Origin of the sequence: Methylosinus sp. LW4, from assembly GCF_000379125.1 — a bacterium.
Classification (GTDB): domain Bacteria; phylum Pseudomonadota; class Alphaproteobacteria; order Rhizobiales; family Beijerinckiaceae; genus Methylosinus.
This window is the reverse complement of sequence record NZ_KB900626.1, coordinates 737,074-753,242: the sequence shown is the minus strand read 5'-3', so window position 1 is coordinate 753,242 and position 16,169 is coordinate 737,074. Positions and strand designations below refer to the sequence as shown.

Sequence of the window (16,169 nt, the reverse complement as noted above, 5' to 3'; positions counted from 1 at the left end):
TCTCACGTCGAAAGGAGGCGCCGCCGGTTCCAAGGTTACGCTCTCTCGTCATCTCGGCTGAACTCGGCCCCTGAAAAAATCGGGTCAGAATATTGGAGTTCGCCTGATTTTCTTGGCGGCCCCTCCGCTCCTCAGCGCAACAAACGCCATCATATTTTTTGGCCTAATTCGTATAAACTACGCATCGTCTCCGAAATTGTATCAAGAACGACCTGCTCAAGCACTCCAGTTGACTTTACGATCACGACCCCCAAAGCGTTTGAGCGCACGAACATCCCGTAGCGCTCACCGAATATTATAACCTTTCTAACTGTTTCGGTCGACAACTCCGTCGCCATAAATCTTGCAATATTAGACTGATCAATAGAGTATGAATATTGATTCCACGTGAAAGCAAGCCTGGGCATAACGTCAGATGTAAATATAGAACGAAGCAGAGCCTCGCGCCTTGCTGTATGAAAATAAATCTTATTAGACAGCAAATCAGATACACGCGAATTATGTGATTCAGCAAACGACTCAATTGAAAAATGCTCATCCTTAGTTGCAGCAAATAGCCTAAGATAGAATATCGCTAACTTATATAGAGATTCAATACTCACATCTGCCATATCAGAGGCATTTATGCAAAATTTATCTACAATTTTGTTTCTAAAAACGTAAATATTTCTGCTTATGATGTCATTAGCTTCCAACGCCAGCGCTAGAACACCCTTGGATTCTGTTTCATCGACACCATAAAGCGGCATTGCCCTACTCCATCGGAGGAGCCACCTTACCAAAGGACCGCCATACATTCAATCAGATTGGAGGCCTCCAAATAAATTGAAACGTTTGCGACTCGGCGAGGGGGTAGTAGTATCGACACTGAAGCAGGAAAGCGGTCGGGCTAGGGGAGTGTTACGTCACACTTGAAACGATTGTGGTCAAAAAAAGAGGCCACGTAAAAAAAGAGGCCCCGTAGGGCCTCTTAGCAGTCAGAGTTGGATGGCGAGTAGGATGTGAGCCACTGCCAAACCAATGTAAAGGGCTGCGATAAGGTAGTGCATAACACGCTCCTTCCTCTAGTGGGAAGTGTGCGTGTTTTACCATGTCAAAATTTGACCGTCAAGGCAGCGCCCCTCCTCACCCCTGACCCTATGGGGCAAGCGACGGCCGAGAGTTGGGAGGCTTCGGTTTGTCGTTCGAACCGAAAGGATCTCCGAAGATGCGCCCGACTGTTTATCAAGCGCCTGCGGCCGCTGCTCTGGTTTATGTAGCACGCTGATCGGAGCATGAGCCGAGTTCGAAGAATTGGGTCGTCGCGGTCCAAGTCCCGGGCTCGCGGAAGCACTCGAAATATACGGGGAGCCGAACGAGCGGCTCTGGCGCGCTGCTTGAGACGATCAAGGCGCGCCGCGGCCGGCAGGCCGATCGCGCGGGTGATCGGCAAGCGTTGTCCGGGCGCCCTGCTGCCGACGAGCCCATTGGGCCCCTCGGCGTTAAACGCAGCACCCAGTCGCGAACGACCTGGCGAGTGACGCCGCCGATCTTCGCCGCCTCGCTGCGAGCGGTGCCGTCGTAGATCGATGCCAAGGAGAGGAGACCGCGCGCTTGCTGGACGTCCCTCGAACGCTTCGCGATCGCCCGCAAGGAGCGCGCATCGTAATCGACCCGAAGCCCAATCGCTGCCGCCATCGCGAACCTCCTAAAGTTCCCATGTCGAATTAAATTTCAGCCGATTCTGGAAATCCCTTGACTTGAGTCGGCCTCTCAGAGGGTTGGTATTACGTGAATGGGGCCATCCTAAAAGACGGCCTATTTGCAGGCTTAGATTAGACGCGCTTTCAAGGCACTCAACACGGCTTTACCGTTCATGACAAAGCCGCTACTTAGGGCCTCAACCTTATCAGCAGCTAAGCGCTCTTGAAAGAATCGCTTAATTTGGCTCTTGCTCGGAGCCTTTGGAAGCCCCAACTCCTTCTGAATGAAACTCAGCGCTTCGCTGTCAAGCATATCTTCAATAACCGTGACCGTAGGAACAAGGTCGCTCAGCGTAAAGATTTGACTGATAGGTATTCCAAATTCCTTGACATAACGGTCGCGTTCCTCTTGCCCTTGGCCATCACCGTCCAAAACAAAAAGGAAACGCAAATTCCAACCTATATGTAAAGCCGCAAGCGCCCCGAACGTCCCCGCACCTAGCGCAGGAAGCAACGGAAGCTCCTTTTCATTACAAACTTTTACAATATATCGCAGAATATAATAATCTGACCTCCCTTCTAATATAATAGAGTTCTTATGCAGGTCAAATTTTGAAGGAACAACCTCAAGCCTGTCAATAATTGGCTGAAAATAGCTTGTTTGATTTGGATGCTCGTTGACGAACGAGCGATATGTCGTAACCTTGATATCGAGCGACTCATCATCAAGTGAAATATCATCAAGAATAGATGTTAGCGGCGTATCAGCCCGATTGGTCACAATAAAAGTTTGCTCAAGCCATTTCGGCTCGATCATGTAGTGACTATGGGTCGAATACGCCAAAGTATGATCACCAGTGGCTATTTCTGGAAAGCTATCGATTAGCTTCTGCTGTGCGGCAGCGTGTAGATTTGAAGCCGGTTCATCAAAAAGGAAAAGCAGAGGCCTCGTACTCCTCCTGGCGACCCTAAATTGAGTAAACAACATGAATGCGAAGAACCAACGAAACCCAAGCGAGCGATCGTTAACAACAAACCGACGCGTCCCATCCCTGATTTGAAATTTTATGTATAAATCATGCTCATTTGTCTTTGTTACAACACCCCTCTCGTCTTTCTTTTCGCCTTCAACGACCTCATACGAAACCTCAACCTCTTTACCCTTAACATCTTCTCCAAAAATTCTATTCCATCGCCCGAATACAAGCTCTGTAACTGCGGCGCTCGCCCTATCCATTACATGCTTTATTTTATCACGGTCATCATCCTTTATCCAAAGCTCAAAGAAGCTGGGCCAAGGCAATACCTTCTTTTCTCCACGGATACGCCTAACGATATCTTTTTCGATTGTATTACCTTTTCCATCGTAGTCAAGAATATCTTGGAATACGCGCCTATAAAAACGATCGATCTCGTCACCTCGTTCTGTCAAAAAGATCGTCTTGGGGAAGTCAAAAACGAATGTAGGAAAATATGCTATGTTCGGCGTGTAACCATAAACGATATCTCGAACAGCTACTCGCTCGTCACCAACTAGATCCCGAAATTTTCTCTTTGATTTCTCACGCACTGACGGCTGAGTCAACAATGAAAAATACATGCCTTTTAAATCGCCATCTTTAAACGATTGCTTTCTTTCAAAAATGATTTCATCTGGGATCGACGCGTCATCGACAATAAGTTTTGTTGCGCTTTCAATTGCGCGAATTATCGTCTTTTTCTCCTCTTCTGACAACGACAGTGTTGCGATAACAGAAACATCACCAGTAAATGTGGATATTAAATGCCGCGGAACACGCTTGTTTATTGCTCCGGTTGACTCGCCTCCTACCAGCTCCTTCGTTGCCGCGTCGGGCGAAAAACTGTGGATCGCCTCCAGGATCGTGGTTTTCCCGCTCTCGTTCAAGCCAACGAAAGCAAACACAGATGCTCCAGCAACTGCTGTTAGGTCTACCGTCGTATCTTTTATGCCCTTGAAGTTTTTAATTTGGAATCTTTTGTATCTCACTTCCCACCTTCCATATGAGGCGATAGCCCCGTAATTGTCCAGCGATTGACCTTGTGGCTGCGCCGCATCTCAGCGAAGGCTTCCTCGGGATCAATGCCAGAGGCGTCTTCGCACTTCTCAAACCCCGAAAACTTGCGTCTGATTCGACTTGTCCGCCGACACGAGATGAAATTAAACGATGCACGTGCGGCACGCCAGAGCATCGATCAGTTGACAGTGGCCAAAGCGAAACAGACGAGCCAATAGGCAACTAACAAACGGCAAGCGCCCGAAACGTTCAATTCCAAGCGACGCCAGCCACCAACTTCGCGCATCAGTTAAGATTTCAAGGAAACCGCCGCTCTTGAGTCTGCGGCCCGGCCGGAAACACGATCACGAAGCATCGGTGGCGACGGCGCAAGCCAGCGCGAAACTCCGCCTCGTTGAGAACAGCCCTTGCGATCACAAGTAACGCTTCGCGCGTGGCGGCGCGGCAAACGTCGGGTCCCAGCCGCTTGCGCATCCGCCAAGGCGCGCGACGACGTAATCGAGAAGGTCGCCGGCTTCGCTCATGCGTCCCTTCCGCGCGTTTTCGGGCCGCGGCCGCGACCTCCAGAAGCCGTGACGAGGGCCGCGACATCCTCGCCGCTGAGAAATCTCCGCGCGAGCAGCGCCTCGGCGATCCGCTCGACGTCGGCGCGCCGTCTGCGCATCAGGGCGCGCGATCGCGCATAGAGACGGGAGAGGTCGGCCTCGACGATGTCGCGCAGCTCGCGGTCATAAGCCAGTGATCCGGCCACGTCGTTTCGATGCAGCAAGGTCTCCCCAAGCCCATGCGCGGCGTGGCCCTCGGCGAGCGCGCGCGTCGCCATGGCCAGATCCGCCACCGCGCCAGTCGATGCCGCGCCGAGAATGGCTTCTTCTGCCCCCCGCCCGGCGAGCAGGATCATCACGCCGGCGTCGAGATCGGCCCTCGTCGGGAACGCTGGTCGTCGCCCGACGGCGCGCGTCTCCCCTCCCGATGCGCCGCGCGGGATGATCGAGGCCGAGGCGATTTGCATTCCGGCTTCCCCATAGGCGACGCAGTGACCCGCCTCATGAATGGCGGCGACTCGGCGATCCGCCAGGGTCCGTTCGTCGGGCGGCGCGATGATGCGCAGCAAATCGTCCAGGGCCGGCGCACGCCCGGCCTCGCGGGCGGCCTGGAGCATGTCGCGCGCCCAGTCGGCGGCCTGCGCAGGCGTCGCGGCCGGCCCGGCGAGGCGAAGGACCGCAAGGAGGTCCGCATCGGCGACTGTCGAAAGCGCGCCGCCGAGCCGCCAGCGCAGCACGCGCATGAGCGATTCCGCGCCCGGCGGGCCGACGTCGACGCGTCTCAGCCGCCCGGGCCTGGTGGCGGCGGCGTCGATAGCGTCGCCGCAATTCGAGGCGGCCACGATGATCACGCCCTCGTGATTTTCGAGGAGAGTCAGAACAAGAGTCACCAGCGGCGCCCAAAAGTCTCGCGCACGGCGGTCCATCGACGCTCTGTCCGGACAGGCCGCGTCGAACTCGTCGATGCTCAGAATGCAAAGGCCTGAAATGGCGGCGGCGGTGCGCGCCGCATCGAAGCAGTCCTGCACCGCGCGGGCGATCGTGCCGAGATGGCCGGCCTCGCCGCTTCGCGCGAACATTTTCCCGCAAGAATCGGCGACCAGCGGCGCCCCTAAAGCGCGAGCGAGGACGGAGGCGAAAGTCGTCTTTCCGGCGCCGGGCGGGCCGGCGAGCAGCACGGCGGCCGTCGGCATGTCGCGCCAACGGATGCGGCCGGCGCGATAGTCGGCGACGCCCGAGACTATATCCTGCGCCAGCCGGCGAAGATCGGCGGGAAGGCAGTCGAGCGGCGGAACGTCGGCAACGGCGCCGCCGACGTGCGCTTTCTTGGACTCCGCGGCGCGGAGGAGATTGGCGACGACATCGCGTGCGGATGCGCCGGCGCGGAAAGCGCTGACCGTCTCGGCGAAAGTCAGCGCCGTCGCGGCTCCGTCGGGAATCTCCGTCGGCGCCTTGCCGCGCGCGTGCTTTCTCAGGAGCCGGCGGAGCACATTCGCATCGGGCGGCGCGACGGAAATGCGCGCGTCCGCCGCGGATAAAAGCGCGGACGGCAGGAGCGATTGCGGATTCTGCGAGACGCCGATGACGGGACGCCCGCCCGCGAGGGCCAAGGCCACTTCGTCATTGCCTTTCGCCTGGTCGTGCTCGCGACGGGAGGAGCCGTCGCGCGACACACAGAGGATTCGCGCCGAGTCGCGCCGCAGCGCGCGCGTCAGCGGGCCGCACCATTCGGCGCCGGGCGCCTGGACAATGATGGCGACCGGGTCGCCGCGTCGGATGCGCCGGCGCAGGTCGGACGGCAGCGCCGCCCGCAGACATTCCCATGCGAGCGCATCGGCGACGGAGCCTGCCTTATTCGCCGACGCCTCGTCGGCGTCATCATCGGCCGTGTCGAAAATGTCGCCGTCGTCGTGAAGATTGCGCAGCCCGCTCATTGCTCGCTCTCCTCGGAGGACAGGCTGTCGAAGGGGCGGCCGCTCATCGGCGGCTTCACCGGGACGCCCTCCCGGCGGCGGCGCGAATGCGCATGGAGCCCGAAGGGCGTCGGTCGGACCAGGGCGACCGAACGCTTCGGCAAAACGGGCCTTTCCATGCCGCGAACGACCGGCGCGAGCAGGCGCGCCAACTCGGCGTCGAGCGCAGCCTTCATCGCCTGCGTCATGGCGTCGATCGACGCCATGATCGGGAGGCGGAATGTGTCGTCGATTTTCTCGCGGGTCAGCGTGATCGCTTTCGAAAATCCCGCCGATCCCAGATAATCGACCACGAAGGCATGCGCCGTCGTGACCCGCGAATAGCCCTGCTGACGCAGATAAGACGCGAGATTCAGCCTCAGCGCCATGAGATCGCGCTCGATCGCGCGTCGCTTTTTCGTCTCGGTGGCGCCGCCGCCGCGCTTGATCGAGAGCGCCCAGGCGACCTCACGCTCTTCATCGATCGCGAGAATGTCGATATCGACGAAGCTCGCGATCTTGCCATCGACGAATCGGATCTGCTGCGTCGCCGTCGTGGCGTATTCATGCGATTCCGCGAGTTCCAGCGCGCCCTGCGTGACGGGAACGCCGAGATTGCGGAACACAGTGCAACCGGCGCTCTCGAGGCAATCGCCGATCGCGCGCTCGATGAGCGGGCCATGCCTTTTGGCGGCGGACGCATAGGCCGAGACCAGCCTCGACACCTCGGGGCGGAACAGCGGATCGACCGCATGATCCGCCTCGATCGCCGCCTTCACGGCCTCGCGCGCCGCCTTGTTCAGCGAGTCGTCGATTTCGGTCGCGCCCGAGCGGCGCATCGTCATTTTTGTCTTACGCATTCAAAACACTCCTCACAGGAACAACGTTGTCCCATGAGCGGATATTGCCATTCTATGATCGTATTGCTACTAGATGATAAGACCATGGTTAATGGAGACTGAATGATCACCCCCGCCCAATGCCGCGCGTCGCGCGCCTGGCTGCGCTGGACGCTGGACGATCTGGCTGCGAAATCCCGCGTGTCGAAGGCGACCCTTCACAATTTCGAGCGGGAGACGCGCGTTCCGCACGATCGCACGCTCGCGGATATTCGCCGCGCGCTCGAGGAGGCCGGCGTCGAGTTGGAGTTCGACGGCGCCGCCGGAATCGGGATACGAGTCGCGCGGCCGGGCCAGCCGATCGGCGGCTAGACTTACGCAGACGCGCCGGCACCTCCGCCGATTGCTCGGCGCGGAGCGGCCGGCTACTCTGCCGCCGCTTTCGGGGGGAGATATGCTGACAGGCGAATTACGCGGCAAGATCGACGGCGTCTGGAATGATTTCTGGTCTGGCGGCCTCGCCAATCCGCTCCAGGTCATAGAGCAGATCACCTATCTCATTTTCATCAAGCGCCTCGACGAGATGCAGGAGCTCGAGGAGCGCAAGGCGACGACGCTGAAACGCCCGCTCGAGCGGCGCATCTTCCCGGATGGCGCGGACGCGCGCGGCGAGCGATACGAAAACCTGCGCTGGTCCCGCTTCAAACATTTCGCCGGACCGGAAATGTTCCGCATCGTCGACGAGCATGTGTTTCCCTTCATCCGCTCGCTCAATGGCGACGGCGGCGCCTATGCGCGGCACATGCGCGACGCGCGCTTTCAAATCCCGAGCCCGCAGCTTCTCGCCAAGGTCGTCGACAAGCTCTCACAGATCGACATGGGCGATCGCGACACCAAGGGCGACGTCTATGAATATATGCTGGCGAAGATCGCCTCCGCCGGGCAGAACGGCCAGTTCCGCACGCCGCGCCATATCATCGCGCTGATGGTGGAGCTGACCCAGCCCAAGCCCGAGGATGTGATCTGCGATCCCGCCGCCGGCACCTGCGGCTTTCTCGTCGCCGCCGGCGAATTTTTGCGCAAGCATCATTCCCGCCTCTTCCGCGACGAGAAGCTGCGCGCGCATTTTCACGAAAAGCTGTTCAACGGCTTCGATTTCGATCCGACAATGCTGCGCATCGGCGCGATGAACATGGCGCTGCACGGCGTCGAGAACGCCAATGTCGCCTACAGAGATTCGCTGGCCGAGGATCATTCCGAGGACGCCGGGCGCTATTCGCTGGTGCTCGCCAATCCGCCCTTCGCCGGCTCGCTCGATTATGAGACGACGGCCAAGGATTTGCAGCGCATCGTCAAGACCAAGAAGACCGAGCTCTTGTTCCTGGCGCTGTTCCTGCGGCTGCTCAAGACCGGCGGGCGCGCGGCGGTGATCGTGCCGGACGGCGTGCTTTTCGGCTCCTCCAAGGCGCATAAGGATTTGCGCCGCCTGCTGGTCGAGGAGAACAAGCTCGAGGCGGTGGTGAAGCTCCCCTCGGGCGTGTTCCGCCCCTATGCGGGCGTCTCGACGGCGATCCTCGTCTTCACCCGCACCGGCGTCGGCGGCACGGATCATGTGTGGTTCTATGACGTTCAGGCGGACGGCTGGTCGCTCGATGACAAGCGCCAGCCGCTGCTCGCGCCGGAAAAGCTCGGGCCGACGCCGGAGGCGACGCTCGAGGAGAGCGAGGAGGAGAAGAACAATCTTCCCGATGTGCTGATGCGCTTCGAGGAGAGGGATGGCGCCGAGCGCGAGCGCCTGCGCACGGCGCAGAGCTTTTGCGTGCCCAAGGCGGATATTGCGGCGGCGGGCTATGACCTCTCGCTCAATCGCTATCGCGAGGTGGAGCATGAGGAGATCGAGCACGAGAGCCCAGCGGCTATCCTCGCCGATCTGCGGCGGCTCGAGGCGGAAATTGCGGAGGGGATGACGCGGCTCGAGGAGATGATGGGGTGAGAGTCGCTTCTATCGGCGAGATCTGCGAATTTAAATACGGAGCATCACTTCCCGACCGCCAACGTGCGCCTGGGGACATTCCTGTCTACGGCTCCAACGGAGTCGTGGGGCGTCATACTGCTTCGCTGACCGTCGGGCCTACGGTCGTCATCGGTAGGAAAGGATCGATCGGAAAAATCAATTTCTCGGAACATTCCTGTTGGCCGATCGACACGACCTATTTCGTCGATAGCTCCAGCACGAAAGAGGATATCCGTTGGCTATCCTATGCTCTCGCGAGCATTGGGCTCGAGAGCCTAAATAAAGCCACTGGCGTCCCTGGGCTTAACAGAAATGATGCATACGCTAAACTCCTGAGGGTGCCGCCCCTCGACGAGCAGCGGCGGATCGCGGCGATCCTCGATCAGGCCGACGACCTGCGGCGCAAACGGTTGGAGGCCATCGCTAAACTCGCCAAGCTATCAACCGGACTCTTTGTCGAACTTTTCGGAACACCCTGGATTTCCTCTGCTTCCTCGTCCATCAGCGATTTGGGAAGCATCTCCGTGTTTGAAAACGGGGATCGCTCAAGCAATTACCCAAGCGGGGACGACATATTGACGAGCGGGATTCCATTTCTGAGCACAAAAAACATTGTCGATGACAAACTCGATCTCGGGAGCCTTCTTTTTATTTCGCCGAGCAAATTTGTATCTTTATCCAGAGGCAAGGCGCGCCCTCATGATCTCATCATCACGCTTCGAGGCACTCTCGGAAATTGCTGCATATTTGACGGTCCATTTTCGACGGCTTTCATCAATGCACAAATGATGATCATAAGGGCGAAGCCAGATATTTCCCCGGTATTTCTTCATGCATACCTGACATTGCCGGCGACCAAAGAGCATCTACAGCAAATAGGCAACGGCGCTGCGGTTCCTCAATTGACCGCCAAACAGCTGGCAGGACTGCCTATTCCTCATCCCCCTCTCGACCTCCAACGCGCCTTCGCCGCCCGCGTCGCCGAGATCGACCAGCTCAAAGCCCATCACCGCGCCCATCTCGCGCGGCTCGACGCTCTGTTCGCCTCACTGCAACATCGCGCCTTCCGCGGCGACCTCCGCGCCCCTTCCTTCTCCCGCGCGCGGGAGAAGGTGGCCTCGCGAAGCGAGGTCGGATGAGGGTCCCGGTAGAAGAGGCGAATTTTCAAGCCATTGTATCGTCGCGAGCCCTCATCCGACCCGACTTCGTCGGGCCACCTTCTCCCACAAGTGGGAGAAGGGGACGCGCCCGGTCGGGGTCGCTTATTCGACGAGTTACAGAGACTGAAATGACAAAGGTCATCCGTATCGAACGTGTCTCGCCTCGGCCCTGCGGCGTGGGAAGCCCCCATCGGTCGAGACGCGGCTTTCAGCTCGACGATCCCACGATCGGCTCCGACAAGCATCATGCTGAGCACGCCCATTACGTCCGAACGCTGGACGAGGCCGCCGAACTCGTCGAACGCGGCTTTTCCCTCTGGATGTCCCGGCGCGGCAAGAGGGCCTCGCTGATCTCGCCCGGCAGTCTTCGGATCGTGAGGGCCTAGACACGAGCCGAGCAATATCGTCGAATTGACCCGCCATGTCCCAATTTACATTCCTCCAAGCCGAATTTCCCGAGGTCTTCGCCCACGCCTCCCGCGCGGAAGCATTGGCGCGCAGCGACTCGCGCGGCGCCGCCTTTTATTGCCGGCTGGCGCTGGAGACCTCCGTCGAATGGCTCTATCGGCATGACGGGACGCTGCGCAGCCCCTATGAATCGACGCTCGCCGCGCTGATCGCGGCGCCGAGCTTCCAGACGCTGCTCGGCCGCACGCTCTGCGTCAAAGCCCGCTTCGTGAAGGATGTCGGCAACGCCGCCGCCCATGGCAAGCCGGTCGCCCCGACGCAGGCGGCGACGGCGCTGCGCGAATTCTTCGACATCGCCTATTGGCTCGTCCGCACCTACGCCCGGGACGAGAAGCCAGCGCCGGATGCGGCTTTCAGCCTGGAGGCGCTGCCGAAGCTCGCGCAGGTCCAGCAGACGACGCTGGCGCAATTGCAGGAGGCCGCGCGGCGCTTTCAGGCGAGCGTCGAGGAGCGCAAGGCGGTCGAGGCCGCCCTCGCCGCGAGCGAGGAGCGCCGCGCCGCGATCGAGGCGGCGCATGAGGCGCTGCAAGCGGAAATCGCGCGCATCAAGGCGGCGAACCAGGCGATCCCCGACCGGCGCGACTATCGCGAGAGCGAGACGCGCGATCTCTTCATCGACACGCTGCTGCGCGAGGCGGGCTTCGATCCGCAGGCACCGGATGTCGCCGAGGTGGAAGTGCGCGGCATGCCCAATGCGAGCGGCGTCGGCTTCGTCGATTATGTGCTGCCCGGCGCCGATGGTCGGCCGCTCGCGCTGATCGAGGCCAAGCGCAGCCGCCGCGACCCGCGCGACGGGCAGCAGCAGGCCAAGCTCTACGCCGATTGCCTCGAGGCGCGATATGGCCGGCGGCCGGTGATCTTCTATACGAACGGCTACGAGCATTGGATCTGGGACGATACGCGTTTCTCCCCGCGCCCGATCCAGGGCTTTCTGAAGCGCGACGAGCTGGAGCTGATGCTCCAGCGGCGCGAGACGCGCAAGACGCTCGCGCCGGAGAATATCGACAAGGCGATCGTCGATCGCGCCTATCAGCAGCGCGCCATCCGCCGCGTGACGGAGGCCTTCGAGCGCGACCATGCGCGCAAGGCCTTGCTGGTGATCGCCACCGGGGCCGGCAAGACGCGCACGGTGATCGCCCTCTGCGATCTCCTGATGCGCGCCAATTGGGTGAAGCGCGTGCTGTTCCTCGCCGATCGCAAGGCGCTCGTGACTCAGGCGACGAACGCCTTCAAGAAGCATCTGCCCGGCGCGGCGACGGTCAACCTCGTCGACGACAAGACGCAGGAGGGCCGCGTCTATGTCTCGACCTATCCGACCATGATGCGGCTGATCGACGAGGCGGACGCCGAGGGGCGGCGCTTCGGCGTCGGCCATTTCGATCTTATCGTCATCGACGAAGCGCATCGCTCCGTCTATCGCAAATACAAGGCGATCTTCGATTATTTCGACAGCCTGCTGGTGGGGCTGACGGCGACTCCGAAGGGCGAGGTCGATCGCGACACTTATCGGCTGTTCGATCTCCAGACCGGCGTGCCGACCGACGCCTATAGCCTGGACGAAGCCGTGCGCGACGGCTTTCTGGCGCCGCCTCGCGCCGTGTCGCTGACCACTGATTTTCTCGACCGCGGCATTCGCTACGACCAGCTCTCCGAGGACGATCAGGAGAAATGGGACGCCATCGAATGGGAGGAGGACGGCGCCATACCCGGCGTCGTCGAGGCGCCGGCGATCAACAAATGGCTGTTCAATGCCGACACGGTCGATCGCGTGCTCGCCCATCTCATGGAGAATGGGCTGAAGGTCGCGGACGGCGACCGGCTCGGCAAGACCATTATTTTCGCGAAGAACCGCGACCACGCCAATTTCATCGCCCAGCGCTTCGACGCGCATTATCCGCATCTCGCCGGCCATTTCGCGCGGGTGATCGATCATTCGATCTCCTATGCGCAGACGCTGATCGACGATTTCTCCGACGCCGATAAGGCGCCGCATATCGCCGTGTCGATCGACATGCTCGACACGGGGATCGATGTGAAGCAGATTGTGAATCTCGTCTTCTTCAAGCCCGTGCGCTCCAAGACCAAATTCTGGCAGATGATCGGCCGCGGCACGCGTCTTTGCGAAAATCTCTTCGGAGATAAGCAGGACAAGGAGTTCTTCTATATTTTCGATTGGTGCCGGAATTTCGAATTCTTCAATGAGCGCCCGAATGTCGCGGACGGCAAGGCGGGCGACTCGCTGGGCAAGCGCCTGTTCGCCGCACGCGTGGAGCTGATCGGCGAAATAGACCGCTCCGCGCCACAGACGCCGGGCGGCGACTATGCGCAACTGCCGCCGGCAGTGCTGCATGTCGGCGAGAGCGGATCGGACGCCGATCGCGACGCCGCCATCGCCGAGATCCGCGCATCGCTGGCCGGCGCGCTTCGGTCGGAGGTCGAGGGGATGAGCCTCGACAATTTCCTCGTCCGCCCGCATCGTCGCTCGGTCGAGACGTTTTCATCGAGCGCCGCCTGGGCGCGGCTCGACGCCGACGCGCGCGCCGAATTGATCGAGCATGTCGCCGGCCTTCCCTCGTCGGTCGGCGACGATGATCTCGCGGCCAAGCAATTCGATCTCCTTCTGTTCCGAACAGAGCTGGCCCTGTTGCGTGTGGAGCCCTCTTTCATTGGCCTCGCCACGCGCATTCGCGAGATCGCCGCGCTGCTCGAGCCGCTCGCCAATGTGCCGATGGTCGCGGCGGAGATCGCGCTGATCGAGGAGGTCCAGACCGACGCCTTCTGGCAGGATGTCACGCTGCCCATGCTCGAGAGCCTGCGGCGACGGCTACGCGCGCTCGTCAAGCTGATCGAGCGCGAGAAGCGGCCGATCGTCTATTCCCATTTCGAGGATCGCGCCGGCGCCGGCGCCGAGGTGGCGATACGCGGCCTGCCACTGGGGGATATGGACGCCTTTCGCCGCAAGGCGCGCGTCTTCCTGCGCCCTCATGAGAACCATATCGCCGTCCTCAAATTGAAACGCACCGAGCCCTTGACCGCGACCGATCTCGCTGAGCTCGAGCGCATCTTCAAAGAGTCCGGAGCCGACGACGCCTCCCTCGGCCTCATCCAGTCGGAAGGCGGCCTCGCGCGTTTCGTTCGCTCGCTGGTCGGCCTGGACCGCGAGGCGGCGAAAAGGCTTTTCTCCGAATTCGAGGATGGAAGGCGACTGACCGCGGACCAGCACGAATTTCTCAATCTCGTGATCGACCATCTCACCGAGCGCGGCGCGATGGACCCCGCGCTCCTCTATCAGACCCCTTTCACCGATTTCGACGCCAAAGGCGTGGAAGGCGTTTTCGAGACCGCCGATGTTCTGCGCCTCGTCGACATTCTCCGACGCGTGGACGAGCGAAGCGCGGCGTGAGCAGTGGCGGCCTTCCAACCGGCCGTCCCCGAGCCGAGGCGGTCCCACGGTTCCGACTCGACGCAATTCAAGGCACTCGAAATGGATTGGCCCGCGCTCCGCAGAGCGAACGCGAAACGAGAGCCGAGTGAGCACGATCAATGACCGAGAATGCGTTCTCCCGCTATGTTGGCGTCGACTATTCCGGCGCGAGGACGCCGACCGATAGCCTGCCAGAATTGCGAGTCTATCTCGTAGATGAATGCGCACCGCCTCGCGAGATCACGCCGCCGCCGTCGCCACGAAAATATTGGACGCGGAAGGCGCTCGCCGAATGGCTGGTCGAACTTCTGGCGGAAGATCGCTCGACATTGGTCGGCATCGATCACGGCTTCTCATTCCCGCTGTGCTATTTCGAGCGCTACGGGCTGTTGCCGGAATGGCCGCGATTTCTCGAGGGTTTCTGCCGCCATTGGCCGACCGACGAGGATCTCGTCTATGTCGATTTCGTTCGAGACGGCCTTGCCGGAAATGGCGCCGCTCGGACAGGCAATTCCCGCTGGCGCCGTTTGACCGAGGAACGTGTCGGCCGCGCGAAGTCCGTCTTCCATTTCGACGTTCAGGGTTCGGTCGCAAAGTCGACCCATGCCGGAATTCCCTGGCTGCGGTTCATTCGCCGCAGCCTGCCGGATCGTGTCCACTTCTGGCCTTTCGACGGTTGGAGCATCCCGTCCGGCAAATCGGCGATCGCGGAGGTCTTTCCCGCGCTTTGGAGCCGCGGCTTCGCTCGCGAGGACCGAACAGGCGATCAGCATGATGCGTATAGCATAGCGGCCTGGCTCGCCCGTGCGGATCGAGCGGGCAAGCTCGCTCATTATCTACACCCCCGCTTGGCGCCACCGGAGCGCGTCGTCGCAGAAGTCGAGGGATGGATTTTAGGAGTCCCGGGTTCGTTCGACTGAAGGGAGACGCCCTTGACATGGTCTCTCGAACGCCACATACTTTGTATTGCAAAGTATGAGATCCCGATGACAGACCTGGACAAGGCCCTAGCCGACATCGCCGAGATGCGCGAACGCGTCGCGCAATCTTTGGAGTTTCACGGATATGGACCGCAGGCGCTCGCGGCGACCGCGATTCTTGCCGGCGCCGGCGGCATCACGCAGATTTTCCTCGTCCCCGCGCCAGACGCTGAGCCTCTCGCCTATTTCACTGTTTGGACGATCGTCGCCGCCTGCGCGATCGCAATCATCGGCGTCGAAGCGGCGCGCCGCGTGGGGAGGAGCCATGGCGGCTTGGGCGGAGAAATGCTCCTTTCGGCAGCGTGGCGTTTCGCGCCCGCCGGTCTCGCGGGGTTGCTCACGAGCCTCGTCATTCTTCGCCATGCGCCGGAAGCAGCCTGGATGCTTCCCGGCCTCTGGCAGATCATGCTGAGCCTTGGCGTATTCGCCGCGGCCCATTCTCTGCCGAGAGCGATGATCCTCGTCGCCGCATGGTATCTTTTGACCGGGCTCGCCTGTCTCGTCTATGCGTCGGGGCCGCACGCCTTCTCTCCTTTCGCAATGGCTCTGCCATTCTGCGGCGGCCAGCTTCTCGCCGCCGCCGTAATGGGTCTCAGCCGAGGAGGCGATCATGACGAAGAGTGAGCAATCCGCCGGGCGCTTCGCCTATGAAGGGCTCGACCGCGTGATCCATGAGAAAGCGCGCCTCGGACTGCTGACCTCGCTCGTCGCCCATCCAAAAGGACTTCCGTTCGGCGAATTGAAGCGACTGTGCGGCCTGACCGACGGAAATCTGAGCCGTCATTTGCAGGTGTTGCAGGAAGATGGGCTCGTCGCCATCGACAAGCGGTTCGAAGGGCTTCGTCCGCTGACGACGTGCCGGATCACACCCTCTGGACGGAAGCGTTTCCTCGGCTATCTCGAAGTGCTCCAGCAGGTCGTCGAGGACGCCAAGAGCGATGCTCGGCAAGACGGCGAGAAGATCGGCCGCCTATCGACGGCCTGAGCGCTCTCTTTTTTTTGTCGCCATACTTTGTATTACAAAGGTATTTGCATTGAGAAACACAACATCCTCAATACCTCCCCTCCT

The 16,169-nt window shown here is 60.4% G+C and carries 11 protein-coding genes; 6 read left to right on the top strand and 5 right to left on the bottom strand.

The genetic code is table 11. The features are described 5' to 3' along the window. Positions 1-149: 149 nt before the first annotated feature. The 4 genes from METLW4_RS27610 to METLW4_RS0103750 all read right to left on the bottom strand — a co-directional run bounded on the left by METLW4_RS27610 (position 150) and on the right by METLW4_RS0103750 (position 7,075). Entirely contained in the window at positions 150-749 is a 600-nt protein-coding gene (locus tag METLW4_RS27610) for a hypothetical protein (RefSeq protein WP_157234872.1), read from the bottom strand. 1,060 nt (positions 750-1,809) lie between these two features. Further along, a complete protein-coding gene (locus tag METLW4_RS26960) occupies positions 1,810-3,690 on the bottom strand; it encodes an AAA family ATPase (RefSeq protein ID WP_157234870.1) in 1,881 nt (626 codons plus the stop codon). A 548-nt stretch (positions 3,691-4,238) separates the two neighbouring features. After that, positions 4,239-6,197 (bottom strand): AAA family ATPase, encoded by a 1,959-nt coding sequence (locus METLW4_RS23920; protein ID WP_018264867.1) that lies wholly within the window; start codon positions 6,195-6,197, stop codon positions 4,239-4,241. Then, positions 6,194-7,075 carry a hypothetical protein gene (locus METLW4_RS0103750; protein ID WP_245258403.1) on the bottom strand — a complete coding sequence of 294 codons (882 nt, stop codon included), beginning with the start codon at positions 7,073-7,075 and terminating at the stop codon, positions 6,194-6,196. The genes METLW4_RS23920 and METLW4_RS0103750 overlap by 4 nt, the downstream gene beginning before the upstream one ends. 102 nt (positions 7,076-7,177) lie before the next feature. Between METLW4_RS0103750 and METLW4_RS0103745 the strand changes: the two genes are divergently transcribed. The 4 genes from METLW4_RS0103745 to METLW4_RS0103725 all read left to right on the top strand — a co-directional run bounded on the left by METLW4_RS0103745 (position 7,178) and on the right by METLW4_RS0103725 (position 14,099). Further along, entirely contained in the window at positions 7,178-7,426 is a 249-nt protein-coding gene (locus METLW4_RS0103745; RefSeq protein ID WP_018264865.1) for a helix-turn-helix domain-containing protein, read from the top strand. Between the two features lie 82 nt (positions 7,427-7,508). Then, the gene (locus METLW4_RS0103740) at positions 7,509-9,047 is read left to right on the top strand and encodes a type I restriction-modification system subunit M (protein WP_018264864.1); all 1,539 of its coding nucleotides are present in this window, start codon (positions 7,509-7,511) and stop codon (positions 9,045-9,047) included. After that, complete coding sequence (locus METLW4_RS23915; protein ID WP_018264863.1) at positions 9,044-10,207, top strand: restriction endonuclease subunit S; 1,164 nt, start codon at positions 9,044-9,046, stop codon at positions 10,205-10,207. The genes METLW4_RS0103740 and METLW4_RS23915 overlap by 4 nt, the downstream gene beginning before the upstream one ends. Before the next feature lie 442 nt (positions 10,208-10,649). Then, entirely contained in the window at positions 10,650-14,099 is a 3,450-nt protein-coding gene (locus METLW4_RS0103725; protein WP_018264861.1) for a DEAD/DEAH box helicase family protein, read from the top strand. A 374-nt stretch (positions 14,100-14,473) separates the two neighbouring features. Here METLW4_RS0103725 and METLW4_RS27605 read toward each other — a convergent pair whose 3' ends face one another. Next, positions 14,474-14,953, bottom strand: a complete 480-nt coding sequence (locus tag METLW4_RS27605) for a hypothetical protein (RefSeq protein WP_157234868.1) — start codon at positions 14,951-14,953, stop codon at positions 14,474-14,476. Between the two features lie 153 nt (positions 14,954-15,106). Between METLW4_RS27605 and METLW4_RS0103715 the strand changes: the two genes are divergently transcribed. Together METLW4_RS0103715 and METLW4_RS0103710 are read left to right on the top strand one after the other, a co-directional pair. After that, the gene (locus tag METLW4_RS0103715; RefSeq protein ID WP_018264859.1) at positions 15,107-15,724 is read left to right on the top strand and encodes a hypothetical protein; all 618 of its coding nucleotides are present in this window, start codon (positions 15,107-15,109) and stop codon (positions 15,722-15,724) included. Beyond that, a complete protein-coding gene (locus METLW4_RS0103710) occupies positions 15,711-16,085 on the top strand; it encodes a transcriptional regulator (protein WP_018264858.1) in 375 nt (124 codons plus the stop codon). Before METLW4_RS0103715 ends, METLW4_RS0103710 begins: the two co-directional genes overlap by 14 nt. The last annotated feature ends 84 nt before the right edge of the window (positions 16,086-16,169 follow it).

Bases quoted from the DNA above. Each gene is read 5' to 3' on its own strand.
- METLW4_RS27610 (WP_157234872.1), bottom strand. From the start codon at position 749: ATGCCGCTTTATGGTGTCGATGAAACAGAATCCAAGGGTGTTCTAGCG.
- METLW4_RS23920 (WP_018264867.1), bottom strand. From the start codon at position 6,197: ATGAGCGGGCTGCGCAATCTTCACGACGACGGCGACATTTTCGACACG.
- METLW4_RS0103750 (WP_245258403.1), bottom strand. From the start codon at position 7,075: ATGCGTAAGACAAAAATGACGATGCGCCGCTCGGGCGCGACCGAAATC.
- METLW4_RS0103745 (WP_018264865.1), top strand. From the start codon at position 7,178: ATGATCACCCCCGCCCAATGCCGCGCGTCGCGCGCCTGGCTGCGCTGG.
- METLW4_RS0103740 (WP_018264864.1), top strand. From the start codon at position 7,509: ATGCTGACAGGCGAATTACGCGGCAAGATCGACGGCGTCTGGAATGAT.
- METLW4_RS0103725 (WP_018264861.1), top strand. From the start codon at position 10,650: ATGTCCCAATTTACATTCCTCCAAGCCGAATTTCCCGAGGTCTTCGCC.
- METLW4_RS27605 (WP_157234868.1), bottom strand. From the start codon at position 14,953: ATGAGCGAGCTTGCCCGCTCGATCCGCACGGGCGAGCCAGGCCGCTAT.
- METLW4_RS0103715 (WP_018264859.1), top strand. From the start codon at position 15,107: ATGACAGACCTGGACAAGGCCCTAGCCGACATCGCCGAGATGCGCGAA.
- METLW4_RS0103710 (WP_018264858.1), top strand. From the start codon at position 15,711: ATGACGAAGAGTGAGCAATCCGCCGGGCGCTTCGCCTATGAAGGGCTC.